This is a genomic window from Bradyrhizobium sp. LB8.2, from assembly GCF_040548035.1.
In the GTDB taxonomy this organism is placed as follows: domain Bacteria; phylum Pseudomonadota; class Alphaproteobacteria; order Rhizobiales; family Xanthobacteraceae; genus Bradyrhizobium.
The window spans coordinates 35,200-54,226 of sequence record NZ_JBEPQV010000026.1; the positions used below are offsets into that span (position 1 = coordinate 35,200).

General features: G+C 63.2%; 16 protein-coding genes. 1 reads left to right on the plus strand and 15 read right to left on the minus strand.

All coding sequences use genetic code 11. From position 1 onward, the window contains the following. Nucleotides 1-128: 128 nt before the first annotated feature. The 11 genes from ABIB06_RS27125 to ABIB06_RS27175 form a co-directional block, all read right to left on the minus strand. Nucleotides 129-1,127 carry a tripartite tricarboxylate transporter substrate-binding protein gene (locus tag ABIB06_RS27125; protein WP_354051070.1) on the minus strand — a complete coding sequence of 333 codons (999 nt, stop codon included), beginning with the start codon at nucleotides 1,125-1,127 and terminating at the stop codon, nucleotides 129-131. Nucleotides 1,128-1,230: 103 nt separating this feature from the next. Next, nucleotides 1,231-3,555 (minus strand): mechanosensitive ion channel domain-containing protein, encoded by a 2,325-nt coding sequence (locus ABIB06_RS27130; RefSeq protein ID WP_354051068.1) that lies wholly within the window; start codon nucleotides 3,553-3,555, stop codon nucleotides 1,231-1,233. Nucleotides 3,556-4,486: 931 nt separating this feature from the next. After that, nucleotides 4,487-5,416, minus strand: coding sequence for a polyphosphate kinase 2 family protein (locus tag ABIB06_RS27135; protein ID WP_354051066.1), 930 nt, complete (start codon nucleotides 5,414-5,416; stop codon nucleotides 4,487-4,489). Continuing rightward, a complete protein-coding gene (locus tag ABIB06_RS27140; protein WP_354125682.1) occupies nucleotides 5,376-6,395 on the minus strand; it encodes a branched-chain amino acid ABC transporter permease in 1,020 nt (339 codons plus the stop codon). The genes ABIB06_RS27135 and ABIB06_RS27140 overlap by 41 nt, the downstream gene beginning before the upstream one ends. Next, complete coding sequence (locus ABIB06_RS27145; RefSeq protein WP_247341396.1) at nucleotides 6,392-7,273, minus strand: branched-chain amino acid ABC transporter permease; 882 nt, start codon at nucleotides 7,271-7,273, stop codon at nucleotides 6,392-6,394. Before ABIB06_RS27145 ends, ABIB06_RS27140 begins: the two co-directional genes overlap by 4 nt. A gap of 13 nt (nucleotides 7,274-7,286) precedes the next feature. Further along, on the minus strand, nucleotides 7,287-7,991 hold the full coding sequence (locus ABIB06_RS27150) for an ABC transporter ATP-binding protein (RefSeq protein ID WP_354051062.1): 705 nt from the start codon (nucleotides 7,989-7,991) through the stop codon (nucleotides 7,287-7,289). Between the two features lie 3 nt (nucleotides 7,992-7,994). Next, nucleotides 7,995-8,762, minus strand: a complete 768-nt coding sequence (locus ABIB06_RS27155) for an ABC transporter ATP-binding protein (RefSeq protein WP_354051060.1) — start codon at nucleotides 8,760-8,762, stop codon at nucleotides 7,995-7,997. Between the two features lie 31 nt (nucleotides 8,763-8,793). After that, a complete protein-coding gene (locus ABIB06_RS27160) occupies nucleotides 8,794-10,104 on the minus strand; it encodes an ABC transporter substrate-binding protein (protein WP_354051058.1) in 1,311 nt (436 codons plus the stop codon). Nucleotides 10,105-10,199: 95 nt separating this feature from the next. After that, nucleotides 10,200-10,904 carry an NUDIX hydrolase gene (locus ABIB06_RS27165; RefSeq protein ID WP_354051057.1) on the minus strand — a complete coding sequence of 235 codons (705 nt, stop codon included), beginning with the start codon at nucleotides 10,902-10,904 and terminating at the stop codon, nucleotides 10,200-10,202. A 29-nt stretch (nucleotides 10,905-10,933) separates the two neighbouring features. Continuing rightward, nucleotides 10,934-11,959 carry an ABC transporter substrate-binding protein gene (locus tag ABIB06_RS27170; protein ID WP_354051056.1) on the minus strand — a complete coding sequence of 342 codons (1,026 nt, stop codon included), beginning with the start codon at nucleotides 11,957-11,959 and terminating at the stop codon, nucleotides 10,934-10,936. Nucleotides 11,960-12,036: 77 nt separating this feature from the next. Beyond that, a complete protein-coding gene (locus ABIB06_RS27175) occupies nucleotides 12,037-14,820 on the minus strand; it encodes an autotransporter outer membrane beta-barrel domain-containing protein (RefSeq protein WP_354051054.1) in 2,784 nt (927 codons plus the stop codon). Between the two features lie 326 nt (nucleotides 14,821-15,146). On the opposite strand from ABIB06_RS27175, the gene ABIB06_RS27180 reads away from it, so the two are divergent. Further along, nucleotides 15,147-15,596 carry a cupin domain-containing protein gene (locus ABIB06_RS27180; protein WP_247341381.1) on the plus strand — a complete coding sequence of 150 codons (450 nt, stop codon included), beginning with the start codon at nucleotides 15,147-15,149 and terminating at the stop codon, nucleotides 15,594-15,596. A 54-nt stretch (nucleotides 15,597-15,650) separates the two neighbouring features. Here ABIB06_RS27180 and ABIB06_RS27185 read toward each other — a convergent pair whose 3' ends face one another. From ABIB06_RS27185 to ABIB06_RS27200, 4 genes are read right to left on the minus strand one after another with little or no spacing between them, the layout of a single operon-like run. Beyond that, complete coding sequence (locus ABIB06_RS27185; protein WP_354051051.1) at nucleotides 15,651-16,424, minus strand: anti-sigma factor family protein; 774 nt, start codon at nucleotides 16,422-16,424, stop codon at nucleotides 15,651-15,653. Continuing rightward, complete coding sequence (locus ABIB06_RS27190; protein ID WP_247341376.1) at nucleotides 16,421-16,939, minus strand: sigma-70 family RNA polymerase sigma factor; 519 nt, start codon at nucleotides 16,937-16,939, stop codon at nucleotides 16,421-16,423. Before ABIB06_RS27190 ends, ABIB06_RS27185 begins: the two co-directional genes overlap by 4 nt. Nucleotides 16,940-16,979: 40 nt before the next feature. Beyond that, nucleotides 16,980-18,449 (minus strand): YncE family protein, encoded by a 1,470-nt coding sequence (locus tag ABIB06_RS27195; protein WP_354051049.1) that lies wholly within the window; start codon nucleotides 18,447-18,449, stop codon nucleotides 16,980-16,982. Nucleotides 18,450-18,458: 9 nt separating this feature from the next. Further along, a complete protein-coding gene (locus tag ABIB06_RS27200; protein ID WP_247341372.1) occupies nucleotides 18,459-19,001 on the minus strand; it encodes a DUF305 domain-containing protein in 543 nt (180 codons plus the stop codon). Between the last annotated feature and the right edge of the window lie 26 nt (nucleotides 19,002-19,027).

Consider the following 19,027-nt stretch of genomic DNA (forward strand, 5'->3'; position numbering starts at 1 on the left):
CAAGACTCCCGCTCCTCATGGTGAGGAGCGCGTCTTCGCGCGTCTCGAACCATGCAGGCCCTGCTCTCTCCCGCGGCGCATCCTTCGAGACGCCCGCTCCGCGGGCTCCTCAGGATGAGGAAGTGGTATTATTCCGCCTTGATATCGGCGGCCTTCACGATCGGCCACCATTTCTCGGTCTCGGCCTTCTGGAAGGCTCCGAGCGCCGCGGGCGTTTGCTGATCCGCTGGCGGAATCTCCTGCCCCAGTTCGCCAAAACGCTGCTTGACGGAGGGATCGGCAAGCACGGTCACGATGGCCGCGTTGAGCTTTGTGACGATCTCCTTCGGCGTGCTCTTCGGCGCCCAGATGCCGTGCCAGTAGGAAATGTAGAGGCCGGGCAGGCCCGCCTCGTCGACGGTCGGAATGTCGGGCGCAGACGCGAGCCGTGTCGGCGACGTCACCGCGAACGCCTTGATCGCATTGTTCTTGTATTGTGGCAGAGAATTAGAGGCCTGATCGAACATGATGTCGATCTGCCCGGCCACGAGGTCGATCATGGCAGGCCCTGCGCCGCGATAAGGCACGAACTGAAAATCGGTGCCGGTCCTTCCCTTGAAGAAGACACCGGCGACATGGGCGCCCGTGCCAGCGCCGGCTGTGCCGGCAGTCGCCTTGCCGGGGTTGGCCTTCAGCCAGGCGATCATCTCTTTCAGATTGTTGGCCTCGAGCGACTTCCGGCCGACGATCAGCTGCGTGCCCATCGCAATCGTTGCGACCGGTTCGAAATCGGCGATCACGTCGTAGGGCAGCTTGAAGATCGCGCCGTTGAGCACATGCGTGCCCCAATGACCGATCGCGATCGTGGTGCCGTCAGGCGTTGCGCGCGCGACGCGGGCGCCGGCGATGCTGCCGGAGGCGCCGGCCACGTTTTCGACCACGACCGTCGTGTGCAGTTCGGCGGCGATGCGTTCGGACAGGATGCGCGCCAGCGTGTCGGTCGGACCGCCCGCAGCGAACGGCACCACGAGGGTGATGGGACGCGATGGAAACGGCTGCGCGCTCGCAGGTACGATCCCCGTCGTACATCCAATCAGCGCGCCCACAACCATCGCATGGCCGCGCAATCCGGCCCACAGCCCCCGCATCAGTCTCTCCCACCCTTTTTGCCGCCCGCATGTTGTCAAGGGGCTGGGGCCGGAGTGAACGCTGCCGGACGGGCCGAGGCAAGTCGGAAATTTAGCGGAGCGACTATACGGCCGCCCGCCTTGGCGTCAAATTGGCGGCGCTATCAGCCGGAGGCGCGACGTGCATCAAGATGGTCTGGGTGGGGGATGCGACCTCGATGCCGTTCTGTTGGAAACGCTGTTTCATGCGGCGGTTGAATTCGCGCTGCACCGGCCAGCGTCCGGCCTCTGTGCAGCGGATCTGGCCGACGATCGACACCATGGCGCCGTCGACCTTGTCGATGCCCCAGAGATCGAGATCGCCGCGGATCAACGCGCGGAATTCCACCTCGCGGCGCATCTCGTCGACGATATCCTTGAGGATCTGACCGGCGCGGTCGGTGTCTTCCTTGTAGGCGACGTTGACGCTGACGGACGCATTGCCGGCGCCGCGGCTGGCATTGGTGATGGTCGTCACCGCGCTGAACGGCACGATGTGCACGGCACCGTCGCCGGCACGGAGCCTGATAGTCCGGATCGAGACGTTCTCGACCACGCCTGATAGTCCCGACACGCTGACGCTGTCGCCGACCTGGACGGTGTTCTCCAGCAGCAGGAATAGACCGGTGATCAGATCCTGCACCAGCTTTTGCGAACCGAAACCGATGGCGATGCCGACGATGCCGGCGCCCGCCAGCAGCGGCGCGACGTTGACGCCGATCTCGCTGAGCGCCGTGAGGCCGACGACGGAGGCGATCACGCAGAGCAAGGCCGTCCGCAGCATCGGCTGAAAGGTCCGCAGCCGCGCGGCGCGGGCATAGTGCCCGTCGCGCGACAGCGTATTGATCTGGCGGTCCAGCAGCGCGTTGCTGGCTTCCCAGATCGCCGCCGCGATGAGTACGGCAACGCCGATCGTCATCACCGCCGAGATCAGCCGGCTGCCGATCTGGCCACCATAGAACCAGACGATGGCATCGACGCCCCAGACTTCGAGCACGGCCACCAGGCCGATGAAGGCGATCACGCTGGATACGATCTTGCGCAGCAGCGGCAGGTAGCGGTTGGCGCGGATCTCGAGACCCGGAAAGCGCTGGAGGATCTCCGGCTTGATGCGGAAGCCGCGGTCGATCAAGCCCAGCGTCAGCATGATGGCAACACGCGTGATCAGCACCACCGCGATGGTGCCGACGAAGTATTGCAGCAGCAGCGAATAGCCGTTGCGGATGTTCAGCGCCCACACGGCCCACAGCGCAAGATCGAGTGCGATGGCAAGATAGTGCCAGCCGCCCGCAATGCGGTTGCGCAGTCGCGCCGCGATCCCCTGCCGGTCGGCCGGCGCGCGGATGGCTTCGGCGACCTGGCGGCGGCTTTGCAGGATGATGACGACGACGAAGAGATGCACGACCAGCATCACCATGCGCAGGAGCGCGGCATAGCCGGCGCGATGCAGGCCGAGCAGCAGCGCCACGTTGGCGAAGGCGATGCCGGAGACGCCGACACCGACGATACGACGCGCCCAGATCTCGATATAGGCCGCGGTTTCGGCCCTGACCGGAAACAAGCCGAACGGTCCCGCCAGCGCACGGACCGCACAGATGAGCGCGCGCGAGAACGCGTAAGCATTGACGACCGCGAGGATCACGAGGCGGACGGTGGTGGGCTCGCCGATCTCTGTGCCGAGCAGCGCCGTGGCGGCGCCGACAAAGACCAACACCGGAAGCAACTCGAGCAGGAAGCGTCCCAGCACGAGGGGCAGCCGCAGCATGACCTGCCAGGCCCGCGCCAGGCTGTGGCGGCGCCTGTGCAATTCGGGCGCGGGGGTGACATCGGCCACGGATGACGGCGGATCGGCAATGGGCAACACCTGCACCGGCAGACGCGCCGTTTGCGGCATGCGCACTTCCAGGAACGCGACGGGGCGCCGGATCAGACGGAACATCACCCATTCGGCGCAATAGGCGCAGCCGAACACCAGCGCTAGCTTCCAACCGATCTCGATCAGGAGATTATAGGCCGCAGGATCGTTCGCGGTCCGCACGATCCAGTAGTAGAACGCCGGGAAGTGCGTGAGCGTCCTGGCCATATCGGCGACGTCTCGCGAAATTTCGCCGATCTCCTCAGACACGGTGAGCATGAGCTGCGCACCGAGGCCGTCGGCCGCGAGCGGGATCGGTGATTTCTGCTCGGGCGCGGGTTGCTGCTGACCGGGCGCATTCGCAATCGCGCGCAACGTATCGATCATCTGCGCGCGCTTCTTGTCGTCCTGGAGCGTCTCCAGCGCGCGTTTGGCCTCGTCCGGCGACACTGCAGCAGCACTGTTGGCGGCCGGCGGCTCTGCGCGAGCGCTGGTGAAAGAGGAGATCGCGAGGAAGAGAACGGCGAAGAGCGCCGGGACAAGCTTTTGCGACACGAGGATTCCCTGGAAAAAACAAAAGCGCCGGCGGAATCGGAATCGTCATCACCGAAGCGCATGCGGCATGTCGGAAGGCGTTATTCGCCCGGGTCCTGTGTCGGAAATTTGCCGATGCGGCGACATTCTCTTGGCATTTGCCGCAACGCAGGAAACGGGAACCGCGGTCTCGGAGACACCGGGCGCGTATTAGATGCAGTACGCGCAAAACCTCTCCCGTCATTCCGGGAGTCGGCCCGGAATGACGGCGATGAGGAGGAGAGAGGCAGGATGTCAAAAGCGCCTGTCGCGGCGGCCTCGTCACGGCCATCCGACATGATCGATGTGATGCACAATACAGCGCCGGGCAGGTAGGGGCTTTGCCTTACTGATGCAGCCCACTAAACCTTGACCCGGCGTGCCGTTCGCGGATTCTGCCGCTATGCGATAGTCCGAACGAGCTCCATCGCAATTAACGCGGCTGGGTCTGCGGAGGTGGTGTCATAGACCTCCCCTTGCTCTTGATGTGGACATTGCGCGTCGCTTGTTTGCGACCATTGCGATGCTCCACCCGTGACACAAAACTGTCAAGCGGGATCGACCGCCTGAGGTATCACATTTCAGGACGCGTTCCATCTCACTGCGACAGATAAGCCGCAGCGGACCGCGGAATAAATTCCCTTCGGTAGTGGGCAAATTACGAGGCCGTCCTTCCCACCAATGTCGAGCGCCTCTGCTACTGGTGGGGCCGCGGGTATTGAGGGGACGACGGGGGCGATGGTGACATCCTGCTCCTGTTTTGCCCGACGAGTCAAACGGCTTCGTAAAATCCGCAGCCGTTTATAGTGTCCGTCAAGCCATTGATTTCGCTATCCTCGGCTACTGTGCATGGGGTTGTTTTCGCGTTTTTTGTCCGTGACCACGAGTGGGCGGGCTTCGCGCCAATCGACTGTCACTTCGCTCGCCCCTTGCTTCCCTTGCCCTCTTTCTCCAGCACGTTGCGCACCTCGCCGAATTCCTCCCGCGACACCTTGTCGGCGCGCGGAAAGCGCAAATCGAGCTTTTCGAGCGCTGCGACGATGGCCGACCCGATCACGACGCGGGCGAACCATTTGTGATCGGCCGGCACGACATACCACGGCGCATGCGGCGTTGCCGTGTGGCGCACGATGTCCTGATAGACCGCCTGGTAGCGCGGCCACAGCGCACGTTCCTTGATGTCGTCTATGGAGAACTTCCACTGCTTGGACGGATCCTCCAGCCGGTCGAGGAAGCGCTCGCGCTGCTCGTCCTTGGACAGGTTGAGGAAGAATTTCAGCACCACGGTGCCGTTACGCGAGAGATAGCGCTCGAAGGCGGAGATGTCCTCAAACCGCTCTTTCCAGATGTTCTTGGTGACGAGCTTTTGCGGCAGCTTCTCTTTGGCAAGGATCTCCGGATGCACGCGCGTCACCAGACATTCCTCGTAATGAGAGCGGTTGAAGATGCCGATATGGCCGCGTTCCGGCAGCGCGATCACGTGACGCCAGAGGAAGTCGTGGTCGAGCTCCTTGCTGCTCGGCGCCTTGAAGGCACTGACTTCGCAGCCCTGCGGATTGATGCCCTCGAAGATCGCCTTGATCGCAGAATCCTTGCCGCCGGCGTCCATCGCCTGGAACACGATCAGCACCGACCAGCGGTCCTGGGCGTAGAGCTTCTCCTGAAACGCGATCAGCCGCTTCTTGTTGGCGTCGAGAAGCTCCTGCGCCTTCTCCTTGTCGAGGTCGCCATTCGCGTCGGTCTTGTGGTCCTTGAGATGAAACTTGCCCGATCCATCGTAGCGGAACGGTGTGATGTAGCGGTCAAGTTCCTGGGCGAGCGATTTGGACGGCTTCTTGCTCATGAGCGCGGGACACCTTGCGTTGCGGCTTCAATCGATCGAGCAAGCTACCAAGGATACCCTTGGGAAGGAATATGATGAAAAGCACGAGCAACACGCCGTAGACGAGATTGTCCCAGCCGACCGCCTTGGTGCCGAAATCGATGCGCAAGGTCTCGGCCAGCAGGATCGTGATGACGGCGCCGAAGGTCGGGCCGAGCGAGACGAACAGGCCGCCGACGATGGCGGCGAACACCATCTGGAGCGACACCGCGATGCCGCTGACGGTGTCGGGCGTGATGAACATCTGGTACTGGCAATAGATCGCGCCGGCGAACGCCGTCATCACCGCGCTGAGCAGCGTGATCTTCAGCTTCTCCGCCGTGACGTCGACGCCGGCGGCGGCCGCAGCGTCCTCGTCTTCCGAGATCGCCTCAAGCGCATAGCGGGCCATGCTGCGGTCAACCCAGTGCCAGACCACGATGCCGAACAGCCAGACCCCGAGCGCGATCAGGTACCAGGTGATCTTGTCGTCGAATTGCAGCGCCCAGAGCTTGTTGCCCGGGGCCCGGTTCGGCGTGTAGCCGAGCGAGCCGCCGGTATAGTCGCGCGTCGCCGTGATGACCTGGAGCACGATCCCGGAGAGCGCGAGCGTCACCAGCACGAAATAGTGCCCGGTGATGCGGAAGCGGAAACAGGGATAGCCGACGATCAGCGCCAGCCCGCCGGCCGCGACCATGCCGATGGGGATGCCGATCCAGGGTGACCATCCCAGATGATTCCAGAGCAGTGCGGTGACATAGGCGCCGATACCCATGAAACCGCCATGGCCGAGCGAGACGAGGCCGAACCGCCCCATCATCGACCAGGACGTATAGGCGAACGACCAGATCAGGATCAGCACCAGGATGTGCAGATGATAGGGATCGCGATAGACGAAGGGCAGCGCGACCAGCGCCGCTAATCCTATCGCCCAGGCTGCAAGCCGCCCCTGCCCCATCATCGGCGCCTCGCCAGCAGGCCCGCGGGCCGGATGAACATCATGACGATGAAGAAGGCGAAGGCGAGCACATAGCCCCATTCGAGATCGGAGAACAGGCCGCCAAGCGAGATGATCTCGGCGAACACGAAGGCAGCGATGAAGCCGCCGATGAAATTACCGAGGCCGCCGAGCACGCAGATCAGGAAAGTGATCGGCCCGAACGACAGACCGACGAAGGGATGCACGTCATATTGCAGAACCAGCAGGCAGGCGGCGAGCCCGGCCAGAGCGCCGCCGAGTGCCGAGGTAATGAGATAGATCCGCTTGGTGTCGACGCCCATCAGCGCCATGATCTGCCGGTCCTGCGAGATCGCCCGGATCGCGGTGCCGGTGAAGGTCCGCGTCATGAACAGATAGACCACGACCATGCCGACCAGCGCCGCCAGAAAGGAGAGCAGCCGCGCATAGCTAAAATGCATTTCGCCGAAGGCGAGCACCGGCAGGCGGATGCCGAGGTTGCGAAAGTCGATGCCGAAGGCGACGGTGGCAAAGCTCTGGAGCACGAACAGCACCCCGCCGGTCGCGAGCAATTGGTTGATCGGAGGCGCTGTGAGCAGCGGCGCGATCACGAGGTAATGCAGCGCCGCGCCGAGCACCGCGACCAGCAGGATGGTAAGCGGCGCGGCGACGAAATAGCTGATGCCGTAATGCTGCACCATGAAATACATGGCGTACATGCCGATCATCACCAGCTCTGCGTAGCAGATCCAGGTCACGTCGATGACGCCGAAGATCAGGTTGAGTCCGAGCGCGAGCAGCGCCAGCACGCCGCCGAGCAGGATGCCGTTGATCACGGCCTCCAGCAGGTAGATGTCGAAAATGTCCAAAAATGCTTGCATGCCCGCATGAACCTCACACCCCGAGATACGCTTCCTTGACCGTGTCGCTCGCCAGCATCTCGGCCGAGGTGCCTGAGGACCTGATCGTGCCCGCCTCGATCAGATAGGCACGATCGACCACCCGCAGCACCTGCTGCACATTCTGCTCGACGATCAGCACGGTCAGCCCGCTTGCGCGGATCCGCTTCACCAGCTCGAACACCTGCTGCACCACGACTGGCGCGAGCCCCGCCGACGGCTCGTCGAGCAGCAGCAGCTTTGGATTCGACATTAGCGCGCGGCCGATCGCGCACATCTGCTGCTCGCCGCCGGACATGGTGCCGGCCATCTGGTGGCGGCGCTCCTTCAGGCGCGGAAACAGGTCGAACACGACATCCAGCCGCTCGGCATAATGGCCGTGCGCCTCCTTCATGAAGGCGCCCATCTTGAGATTGTCGTCGACCGAGAGCTGCGGAAACAGCCGCCGGTTCTCCGGCACATGCGCGATCCCGAGACTGACGATCTTGTGCGACGGCGTCGCCACGACGTCGATGCCCTCCATCGCGATCGACCCACGCGCGGGACGGATCAGGCCGGAAATGACGCGCATCAAGGTGGTCTTGCCGGCGCCGTTCGGGCCGATGACGCCGACCGCCTCGCCGGCCTTCACGTCGAGATTGACGTCGAACAGCGCCTGGAAGGTGCCGTAACCGGCATTGACGGCGCGGAGCTCCAGCATCGACTATCCTCCCGCACGGCGGCGCGCTTCGGCGGCCGCCGCCTGCGTGGTCTCGGCATCGGTGCCGAGATAGACCTCGATGACGCGCGGATCGCCGGCAACCGCGCTCGGCAGACCTTCCGAGATCTTTTCGCCGTGGTCGAGCACCATCACGCGATCGACGACGCGCATCAGGACGCCCATGATGTGCTCGACCCAGATGATGGTGATGCCGAGCTCGTCGCGGATGTTGCGCAACATGTCGGCGGCCTGGCCCATCTCGGCTTCGTCGAGCCCGCCGAGGCTCTCGTCGGCGAGCAGCAGTTTTGGCGCAGTCGCGAGTGCTTTCGCCAGCTCGAGCTTTTTCAGGCCGGCTGCGCCGAGGCCATCGACGCTGGCGTGGCGATCGGTCGGCAGGCCGACCATGGCCAGCGATCGCTCGGCCGCCTCCTCGGCCCTGGCACGGCTGTGGCGGCCCTGGCCGTAGAATCCCGCGAGCGCGACGTTCTCGAAAATGGTGAGGCGGCGGAATGGCCGCGGGATCTGGAAGGTGCGCCCTATGCCGCCGTTGATGATCCGATGTGGTGCGAGACCCGCGATCTCGGAGCCGCCAAACAGGATCGATCCCGAGGTCGGCGCCAGCGTGCCGGAGAGCATGTTGAAGATCGTGCTCTTGCCCGAGCCGTTGGGGCCGATCAGGCCGAGGATCTCGCCCTGATCGACTTTGAACGACACGGTGTTGACAGCGGTGAAGCCACCAAACCGCTTCACCAGCCCGCTGACTTCCAGCACCGCTCCGCCCTCCTTACTCCGCGTATTTGCGCTACTGGTTGCTGTAGGTGGTGCCCTTCGGCAGCGGCAGCACGGCCTCGCGCTGCGCCTGGCTCTTGGGCCACACCACCGAGGATTTATCGTCGATGTACTGGATCACGACCGGGAACGAGCGCTCGTTCTGCCCGGCCATCGGCGTGCCCTCGCCGTAGAATTTGACGCCGAAGCCGAGCATGGTGCCGCCCTCTGGGATGTCGGTGTCGAGCGCCGCTTTGCGCAGCGCATCTGGATCGACGCCACCGTACTTCTTGATCGCGCGCGGCAGGACGTCATTCATGAACACATACGTGTTGGACGCGCCGATGCCGACATGAGCCGAGCGGATGGCGACGCCGGGCCGGATCTTGTCGAACTCCTCGCCGACCATCTTGATCACCGCAGGGAGCTTCGGATCCATGGTCTTCTGGTTGGCAAGCCAGATCGAGATGGGGTCGGTGTTGAAGATGTAGGTGGCATCGGCGCCCATGCCTTCCTTCAGCTTCTCATAGACGCCGTAGCCCGCGCCATGCCCCATCAGGGCGCCGAACTTCAGGCCCTGCTCGCGGGCCTGGCGCAACAGCAGCGTAATGTCCGGATTGTAGCCGGTGTGGAAGATCACGTCGGGCTTGGCGCGCTTCAACTTGGTCACCAGCGCGGAGAGGTCAGGTGCGGTGGCCGAATAGCCCTCTTTCATCACGACATTGAAGCCGGCCTTCTTCGCGCCGGCCTCGTTGCCCTTGGACACGTCGACGCCATAGGCGCCGTCCTCGTGGATGATGGCGACGCGCAGATCCTTCGGCTCCTTGTCGAACTTCGCCTTGGCGTTCTGCGCGATGAAATCCATCGTCATCATGCCGAACTGGTCGCCGCTCGCCTGCGGGCGGAAGACGTATTTGTAACCCTTCTCGTTGAACACGGCCGACGAGATGCAGGTCGTCATCCACATGAACTTCTTGAGTTGCTCGACGCGCGCGGCCACCGGCACGCATTGCGCCGACGAGAAGAAGCCGAGCACCATGTCGACCTTCTCCTGCTCGAGCAGGCGGACGGATTCGTTGATGGCGATGTCGGGCTTGCTCTGCGCGTCGGCATAGACCGCCTCGATCTTGTAACCCTCGACGCCGGACCTGGCGAAGTGGTCGAGAATGATCTTTGCGCCGATATAGCCGAGCTCAGAGCCGCCGCCGGCGAGAGGTCCGGTCAAATCGAAAACGACGCCGATCTTGATCTTCTTCTCTTGAGCCTGGGCGGAGACCGCCAAGCCGGTCGCGGATATCGCGACCAACAGCCCACGCACCAAACGGGCAGCCATGCGCACGCGCATCAAAACCTCCCTGGACGATTGTGCATTGCATTCTTTTTGCTTTTACTTTTTTGCCCATCACATGGGCTGAGCGCAGCGATGTCAAGCCTCGCGCATCAGCGCGACGCGAACTGCTGCTCGACGAAGGCCGTGACAAATCGCGGCATGGACGGCGTGAGATCACTCATCCCGTGCACGAGATGGATAGCCGAGAGCTCCGGCTCAGCCTCGCGCGCCAGATTGGCTTCGATCCGCGCACGCGCCACGTCACCCGGCATGTCCAGGTTGATAATTTGCATCATTGCAATCGTGGGCCCCGAGACGACACAATGCCAGTCCGGCTCGGCACGGTAGTCGGCCGCGGTCAGGCCGGTCTCCTCCTCGAGTTCGCGGACAACGCTGCCGGAAATGTCGAGCGTGTCGCCCCTGACGTCGTCAAGGTCGGGCGTGCCCGAGGGGAAATAGATGCGCCCGCCGTTGGCGGTGTGCTGTGCCATCTCGCCCATCACGAAGGCGCCGTCGGAGGTGCGCAGCGCACCCATGCCGAAACCGTTGAACACGGCTTTGTCGGGAATGCCCCAGTCGCGCCAGGCGAGGAAGCTCGCGAAATCGGTCTCGAAATAGGTCGCGGTGAAATGGCCATCCGTAAACACGGGATCACGCCCGAGCAGGACACGGCCGTTCCAAATCTTCGGCCGCTCACGCTGCTTCTCGGCGAAATGCGCGGCGATCTCGGCGCGCCGCTCCTCGGCGAACGGCCAGACGATCGGCCGCACGGCGAGATCAAGGGTGCTGACGCGATGAATGATTGGTGACGTCATGACGCCTGATGACCACGCCTTCGCGTCAGTTATTTGGCGCTCCCCGTGGTCTTCTTGGCCTGCTCGACGTACTTGTTGGTAAAGGTCTTGCTGACGTCGATCTTGGCGTTAGCGACCTCGGGCGAGCCAACGCTGAACACCGCGAGCACGGCGTCAGCGCCCTTCGGATCCATCTTGCCGGTCTCGGAGAACATCGGAATCGTGTTCTTGAGCGCCGCGAGATAGAGGTCCTTGTTCTTTCCGACCGTCTCCTCCGGCATCTTCGCCATGATCTCCTCGGGCGAGTGCGAGTGGATCCAGGCGAGCGTGCCCATGATCGCGTTGGTCAGCGCCTGCGTCTCCTTTTCGTGGCCGGCAACCCAGGCCGCGGTCGAGTACAGCGCACCGCCCGGATATTCGCCACCGAACGTCTCGAGCGTGTCCTTCTGGGTGCGGGTGTCGCTGAGGATGCGAAGATCCTTGTGACTGCCCTGGAGCACGGTGACGGAGGGATCGAGCATCACGGCGGCGTCGATCTGGCCCTGCTCCATCGCGGCGACCGCGGTGGCGCCGAGGCCGACGCCGATGACGGCTGCGCTGGCGGGATCGACCCCATTCTTCTTGAGCATGTATTTGAGGAAGAAGTCCGTGGAGGAGCCGGGCGCGCTGACGCCGACCTTCTTGCCGGCGAGATCCTTGATCGACTTGATCTCGTTGGTGTGCGAGGGCGAAACCACCAGCACGAGGCCGGGATAGCGGTCATAGACCACGAAAGCCTGGAGCTCCTGCTTCTTGGCAGCGAGGTTGACGCAATGGTCGAAATAGCCGGAGACCACATCGGCGCTGCCGCCGAGCACGGCCTTGAGCGCGTCCGAGCCGCCCTTGAGGTCCACCAGTTCGACACTGAGCCCCGCCTTGTCGTATTCGCCGAGCTGCTTGGCCAGCACCGTCGGCAGATAGCACAGGCAGGAGCCGCCGCCGATGGCGATCGTGATCTTGCTTTGCGCCGCGGCAAGACCGATGGTGAGCGTCAGCGCGAGCAACGCGCCGGCGAGCCGGCCAAACAGTTTCTTCATGGTTTCCTCCGGTCTCAATTCGAGGCGCACGATAGAGCAGCGTGCGCCGCCTGAGAAGATGCCGTGCCTACGATAGACTAAAAGCCGATGCGGAGGCCGCCCCGGCCGCTGACGATCGAGCCCGAATTGTTCCACGCGAGATATTCGGCCGCAGCGAAAAGAGACACGTTGCGCGACTGCCATTCCACGCCAAGGCCACCGAAACCACCCCAGACATTGCCCGCGCCCGGTGCGGTGAAGGCGAGCGGCTGCGTGAGCAAGGTGGCGTTGACCGTATCGCCACCGACCCGCTGCAAACCGAGCGCCCCGCCGGACAGGTGGATGGTTAGCAGCGATGCCGGGGATATCTGCGTGGTTCGGATGAACTTCAGCTCGGCCCGCTCCTCGATATTTTGCGTATTGCGGCCGCCGGCCGTCAGCGGCGCGGTGGTACCGGTCTCGGTATAGCCGTCGAAACCGGCATAGAGGTAACGGACCTGCACGTTCGGCGTCAGCGCGTAGTGCGAATCGAGCAGCGTTCCGAGCGCGAAGCGATGGCCCCATGTCAGTTCGGGACTGACGTACCAGCCGGTGTAACCCGCGGTCGCCGTCTCCAACCCATTAGCCACGAGATTGTTGTTGACCAGACGAGACGTCGAACTGTGCAGGGCCCCGCCCTGCAGCGCCGCATTGAGGAACGATGCGCCCGACGTGTAGCGCGCGTAGGCTCCGCCAAATGCGAGATTGCTGTCGGTGGCGTCGCCGTTCAGATCGAGGCGGTTATGGGTGCTGCCCGCGCCGACGAACAGGCCGAGCCGCAAATCCGGCCGCAGCGATTTGTCGATGCCGATCGCACCGCCATACCAGGTCGTGACGTTGCGCGACAGCAGGCCATCGGCAGCCTGCACATGCCGTCCGCCAAACCCTCTGCCCCACACGGCGGTGCCGTCGGCATAAACCGCGGTCGGACTCTTGTAGGCAACCTCGTCCGAGGCATAGGCCGAAAGGCCGGGAATGCCGGCAAAGGCATCGGCGATGCCCGACATGCCGCTATCGGGCGCAGCGAATGCGGACACGCCGCCACCGGATGCCATCACGCTGTCGAATGCCGGCACGATCGCAGAGACGCTGCGCGAGAAATCGGCAAGCACGCTGCCGGCCGTTGCAAACGAGGACGGATCGACCGAGGCGATCCGGTTGCCCGACACCACGTAAGGCACCGTGCCGTTCACCGTTGCGCCGGCCAGCGTATCGAAGGTGAGGTTCTGGTTGACCGCCCGCATGTTGACGGTGTCGCCGCCGCCGCCAAGATTGACGGCGCCGACGATGCGCGATCCCTGCTGCACGGTGAGCGTGTCGGACAATCCCACGAACTGGAGCGCGGCGAGCCGCCCGCTGAGGATCCCGGAATTGGTCAAATTGCTAGAGCCAAAGGCCTGAATGCCGAAGCCGCCGGCCGAGACGGTGCCGGAATTGATCACGGTGGCATTGTGCTGATCGACTAAAATGGCAATGCCGCCCGTACCATTCGCCGAAACGATTCCGGAATTGACGACATGGGCGTTCTGAAGACCGATGATCGCGACGCCGGAGGGTCCATTGGCAGCGATCACGCCCGAATTCGTCACATTGGCATCTCGCACGGCGATGATAGCTGTAGCGGACAGACCGTCAGCCAGAATGGACCCGGAATTGAATACATTTGCATCTCGACCGGCACCGACGCCGGTACCGACGCCCAACGACGAGATGGTGCCGGAATTGACCACGTTGGCGTCTCGGCCCGCAGAAATTCCAACCGTGCCCGCGATCGTGCCCGAAATGACTCCGGAATTGGTGACGTTGGCATCCTGAAAAGCGCGGATCGCGCGCGCGGTGAAGCCGCCGACCGAAATGGTGCCGGAATTGACCACGTTTGCGGTCGTTGCAGAGATGGCGAACAGATTTCCCAGGACGAGCCCTGAGTTGTTGACGTCGGCGATCTGGGTGGCGGCAATGGCGGTGCCGCCGGTATCGTTGGCTCTGATGAGCCCCGAATTGGTCACGGCGGCATTCCGCAGCGCGTGAATGGCGACGCCAGTGCTGGAAGCAGTGATCGTGCCGGTATTGGCTACGGTGGCATCTCGAATCGAAAGGACACCGCGACCGCCGTCCCCGGCCGAGATGATTCCGGAGTTGGTCAAACTGGCGTCTTGATAACTCTTGATACCGATGCCGCTGACGCCGTTCACCGAGATGGTGCCGGAATTGGTCGCAAGGACGGTCTCGCCGGAGACAATGCCGATGCCGCCGCTTCCATTGGCCGAGATGACCCCGAAATTGATAACGGTGGCAGTGTGCAGATCGACGAAAATACCGAAGCCATCGGGGCCGTCGGTCAGGATGCTTCCGGAATTGATCACATAGGCATTTCGACTGGCGATAATACCGGTGCCTTGGGCACCGTTGGCCGAAATCGTGCCGGAGTTAATTACGTTGGCGTCGCGCGTAGCCACAATAGCGTTACTCATACCATCGTCAGCCTGGATGATCCCGGAATTGCTAATGGTGGCATCCCGTCCCACCGCAACGGCGCTGTTGGCAGCACCCGCGGCAGCGACACTTCCTGAATTCGTCAGGTTCAAATCCTGATTGGCGAAGATGCCCAGACTGCTGAAGCCGCTGCTGGAGATCACGCCGGCCGCGGTGTTGGTCAGACTTAGCGTCCCCAGATCCTGCAAGCCGACATTGCCAATGCCCCGAATACTGGTATCAGCGAGCGTCCCGCCATTGGTGCAAGTCTGATTGGTCTGGACCGGGAAACCGACGCACTGCGCATTCGCAGCGTCCATCGGCCAAAGCATCAGCGGCAACATCGCCGCCAAGAACACAGCCCCCGACATTCGGCAGCCACCGAAAGGCATTCCCAGACAAGACCTGAAAATTCGCAAAATATTCCTCAAACGCTCATCAAAAATAACGCCGAAGCGATCCAAGCGTTGGCGGCATGTTATTCAAATCCGGCGACTAAAGTCGATCAGCCCCGCGAATATGGCCGCCTATTTCAAATCCCTGTGGCAAACGCGCAACGCTGGGAACGCCGACCATATCGGCCGATCACCGCAAAGCAGCATGCGGCCCTTGAGACGGCGACTTTCCGACCGCTGGTCAAGCAAGTACCGGCGGCATACCATCGCTCGAATAATAATCAGCACGGGGAGGACTACCCATGAATCGCCTGGCCATCACGCTATCGCTCGTCGCCGCCTTTGCCGCCGGGTGCGGCGCAACCCACCTGATGCGGCCGGCGCTCGCCGCCGAGAACATCGCCCCGCAGATCATTCACACCGCCGAGATGGAGGGCGACGCACTCGGGAATGCCAACGCTGTCGGCTACCGTTCCAAGACGTTCGCAAGCGCCGATGGCGCCACCATCTCGATCCAGGTCGGCAATGTGCCCAAGCACATGCATCCCAACACCAACGAGATCCAGTACATTTTAGAGGGCACCGGCACGATCTGGTTCGGCGACAAGGAAGTCACGGTGAAGCCGGGCGACCTCGTCATCATCCCGAAGGGGACGCCGCATGGCGGCACCAAGCCGATCAGCGGACAGGTCAAGGCGATCGCGATCAAGACACCGCCGCAGGCGCCCGACGACACCAAGCTGCTGGACTGACCCATCGCGCTTCCGGGCTCGCGCCAATGCGCGGGCCCGTTCTTGAAATCCGGGCTAGATCGGGCGCGCCTGCTTCCGGATCTCGTTCGCGATCGGCTTGAGCGTGTCCGCTGGAAGCTGGGCGACGAGCGTATAGCCCATACCCCTGTCCGCCCAGGCGAAGCCCATAATATTGCCGGTCGATTGCGGCAGCATCGGCGTATCCTGCCTGGGATTGCTCATCGGACGCGTCAGCACGACAAGGCGGTCGCCGTGATCGTCGTCGTACATAAACATCGCGGCCGGACCATGCGAGGTCGCAACGAGGCGTCCTCCCATCAGCCGATAGCCGGAGACAGCAAGGTTAGGCACCTTGACCGGCTGTTTCAGCCGATTGGAGACCCATTGCGTCAGCTCGGCACTGTCTGAAGCTCGTATCTCGACCGGCCGTACGCGATCCGGAGCGTAGACTCCGTAGGAGTAAGCCGCCTCCTGCGCCAACGCAGACAGTCCGCTCGAACCATCCTGCAACAGGCTGCGCATGGTCCAGCCGCCGAGACCGCCAATGCTCAAGAGCAACAGCGCCGCTATCGCCGCCCACGCCCGCAAGGGACGCCGCTTCCGGCGCTCAATGATGCGCGACAGGTTCAGCGCGGACGGCAATGGTTCATCGGCGATCGACGCCAGCGCGCCGCGCAACTGCTCGCGCTGGGCGGCGAAAGCGACGACGCGCCCCGCGATGTCAGGGTGATCGTCCAGATAGGATGCGATCTCTGCACGACGCTCGGGCTCGAGCGCCTGGTCCACATAGGCGTGGAGATCATCCTCCGTGATCGGCCGCTGGCTCATTTCATGCTCCGCAATGCCACGACGTTCCCCGGTGCAATGCCGTCCATCTCCTGAAGTAGCCTTTCTCGCGCACGCGACAGGCGCGACATCACGGTCCCGACCGGGATATTCAGCACCGCCGCGGCATCGGCGTAGGAGAGATCCTCGACGGCAACAAGCAGCAATACAGCCCGCTGCTCTTCCGGAAGTTTCGCCAGCCTGTTCAGGACATCCTGATAGATCACCCTGTGCTCCTGCGCGGCAGCGCTGACGAGCTCACTCTCGCCTGCATCGTCGATCGGCATATGCCTGCCCCGCGCTGTTGCTTGACGGAACTGCGTGACCGCCAGATTGTGGAGGATGGTGAACAGCCACGCGCGCACGCTGCCGTCGCGCCGCTGATGCCAGCGGCTGACGGCGCGCTCCAGGCAATCCTGAACCAGATCGTCGGCAGCCGCGCGATCGCGAACGAGCGCCCGCGCATAACGACGGAGCGCGGGGATCAGCGGCTCGACCTGAACCAGCATATCCTTCATGAGGCGCTCCGCCCGAACTTCGTTGCCGCCCTGCGGCGGGTCATTGCGTCTCGATCTGGACCGCTTCGCCGGGCCCGGCCGCGTCTCCGGAAGCAATCACCAGATATCGCTTTCCTGCCACGGCGGACGGGTCGACGATCTGCCGGATCGGGCCGGCCGCGTTGACGATGGCCGATCCGGCCGGATTGGTCATGAAAGCCGCCAGCGGTTGCAGCGGCCCGCTCCCGTCGCTGCGTTCCGCCAGTGCAAGCACATATTTCTGCTTGGGCTGAAGGCCCGTCACCGAGGCCTGCAAAATCTGAATCAGGCCCTGGTCGAACAGCGAGACGCTGGTCGGCGCCTTGCCGTCCTTCGAACTGTCCCTGGAGGCGAGCGACAGATGGGCGACCTGGCCGGCAATGCCGAGGGCCTGCAAGTTCTGACGATCATCCGGGTCGGGCGCCGCTCCCGGAACATAAGCGATCGCCTGCGGCGCCTGGCCGATCGGGATATTCGCCACCACACTGTTGGTCGCGGTGTCGATAGCCGCGAGGGCGTCGGCATTCTCAAGCCCAACATAGATGCGCGTGCCGTCGCCGGAGGGCCAGATGCCATGCGGCAGATTGCCGACCGGGATCGTTGCGACCTGCGAGAAATCGTCGGTGCGGAACACTTTCACCTCGTTCAGTCCGCCAATGGTCACGTAAGCAAAGGTCCCCTTGGCGGTGTGCGCGAAGTTGACGTGATTTGTAATCGGACCGGTGTCGATCGTCTTGATCGGGTTGAACGGCGGCTTGGCATTGAACACCTGGGTCCGGCCGATGTCCTTCAGCGTGAACCACACCTGATTTCCGTCCGGCGTCACCGCGATGTTCGGGCAGAAGGGGCTCTCCTGCTTCACCCTGGCGATGATCTTGTGCTCGGCGACCGCGACGACATCGGTCTCGGGATTGAAGGACGAGCAGATGTAGCCGTATTTGCCGTCGGGGGAGAATACCTGCATGCCCGGCCCGTTCGGGGTGGCGATGCGGGCTTTCTCCGCAAAACTCTTCGCATCGATCACGGAGACATAGTTTTCGCCGCGAATGGTGACCCAGACCTCCTTGCCATCAGGCGTAAAGAACGCCTCGTGCGGCGACCGCCCGATATAGGTCGTGTGCTTGACCGCGTTGGTCGCGGTGTCGATGAACGTCACCGAATTGGAGCCGATCGACACCACGGCAAGCGTCTTGTGATCGGGCGAGAAGCCCATGCCGTGCACGAGGACTTGGCCCTTGTACAGTGGGCTGAAATTGCCGGGCTGCGGGTCGCCCAGCCGGATCACACCAAGCAGCTTGTTGTCGACGGGATCAGTGACCGAGACCGTATTCGAGAACTGCTCCGCCGCGTAGATGCGGTCGTGGTGGCTGATCGGAATATCGGGCGCGGACAGCGCGCCCGGCGCCTGCCCAGCCCATGCGACGGAACCGGTGGCAAGCATGGTGGCTGCCAGAAAAATGCTCTTCATGATGTTGCTTTGCGACGTCGTCATCTGCGGCTCCTACTTCCTCATTTTCATTCCGGCGGACATATCCATCTGCATGCCCGGATGTTGATGAACGTTTGCGGCGGGAACAGCCGACGGCTGCGTCGGAGCCGGCGTCGTCTCCGCCGCCGGCTTGCCGATCGCCAGCTTCATCGCCGCGATCTCCTGCATCTGGTCGACGATGATTTCCTGCGCGATGCGTCGCAGCTGCTCGTTCTTGCCGTAACGCAATTCGATGATCGCCATGTCGATCGCGCCCTGATGATGCGGAATCATCATCGCGGCGAAGTCGCGATCGACATCGCCGGTCGGCTTGGCCGCCATATCGTTCATCATCTTGGTCATCGCGGCTTCGTTCTCTTCCAGGAACGCACGCTCTTCCGCACTCAGCGCAGCCGGTGGGACGGCTGGATGAGATTCATGCGCGAGCACCAGCGAAGGAAGCGCGAATGCGACGAGAATGCGCGCGCAAATGAGCGCCGTACCGAAACCGGGCTTTGGCCTCCGGCATCTGCCTGCGAGCGCCGCAACGACGAGGAGAAACTGTGACCGGGGCATCCTGAACTCCCATGCGGGTGGTTGCA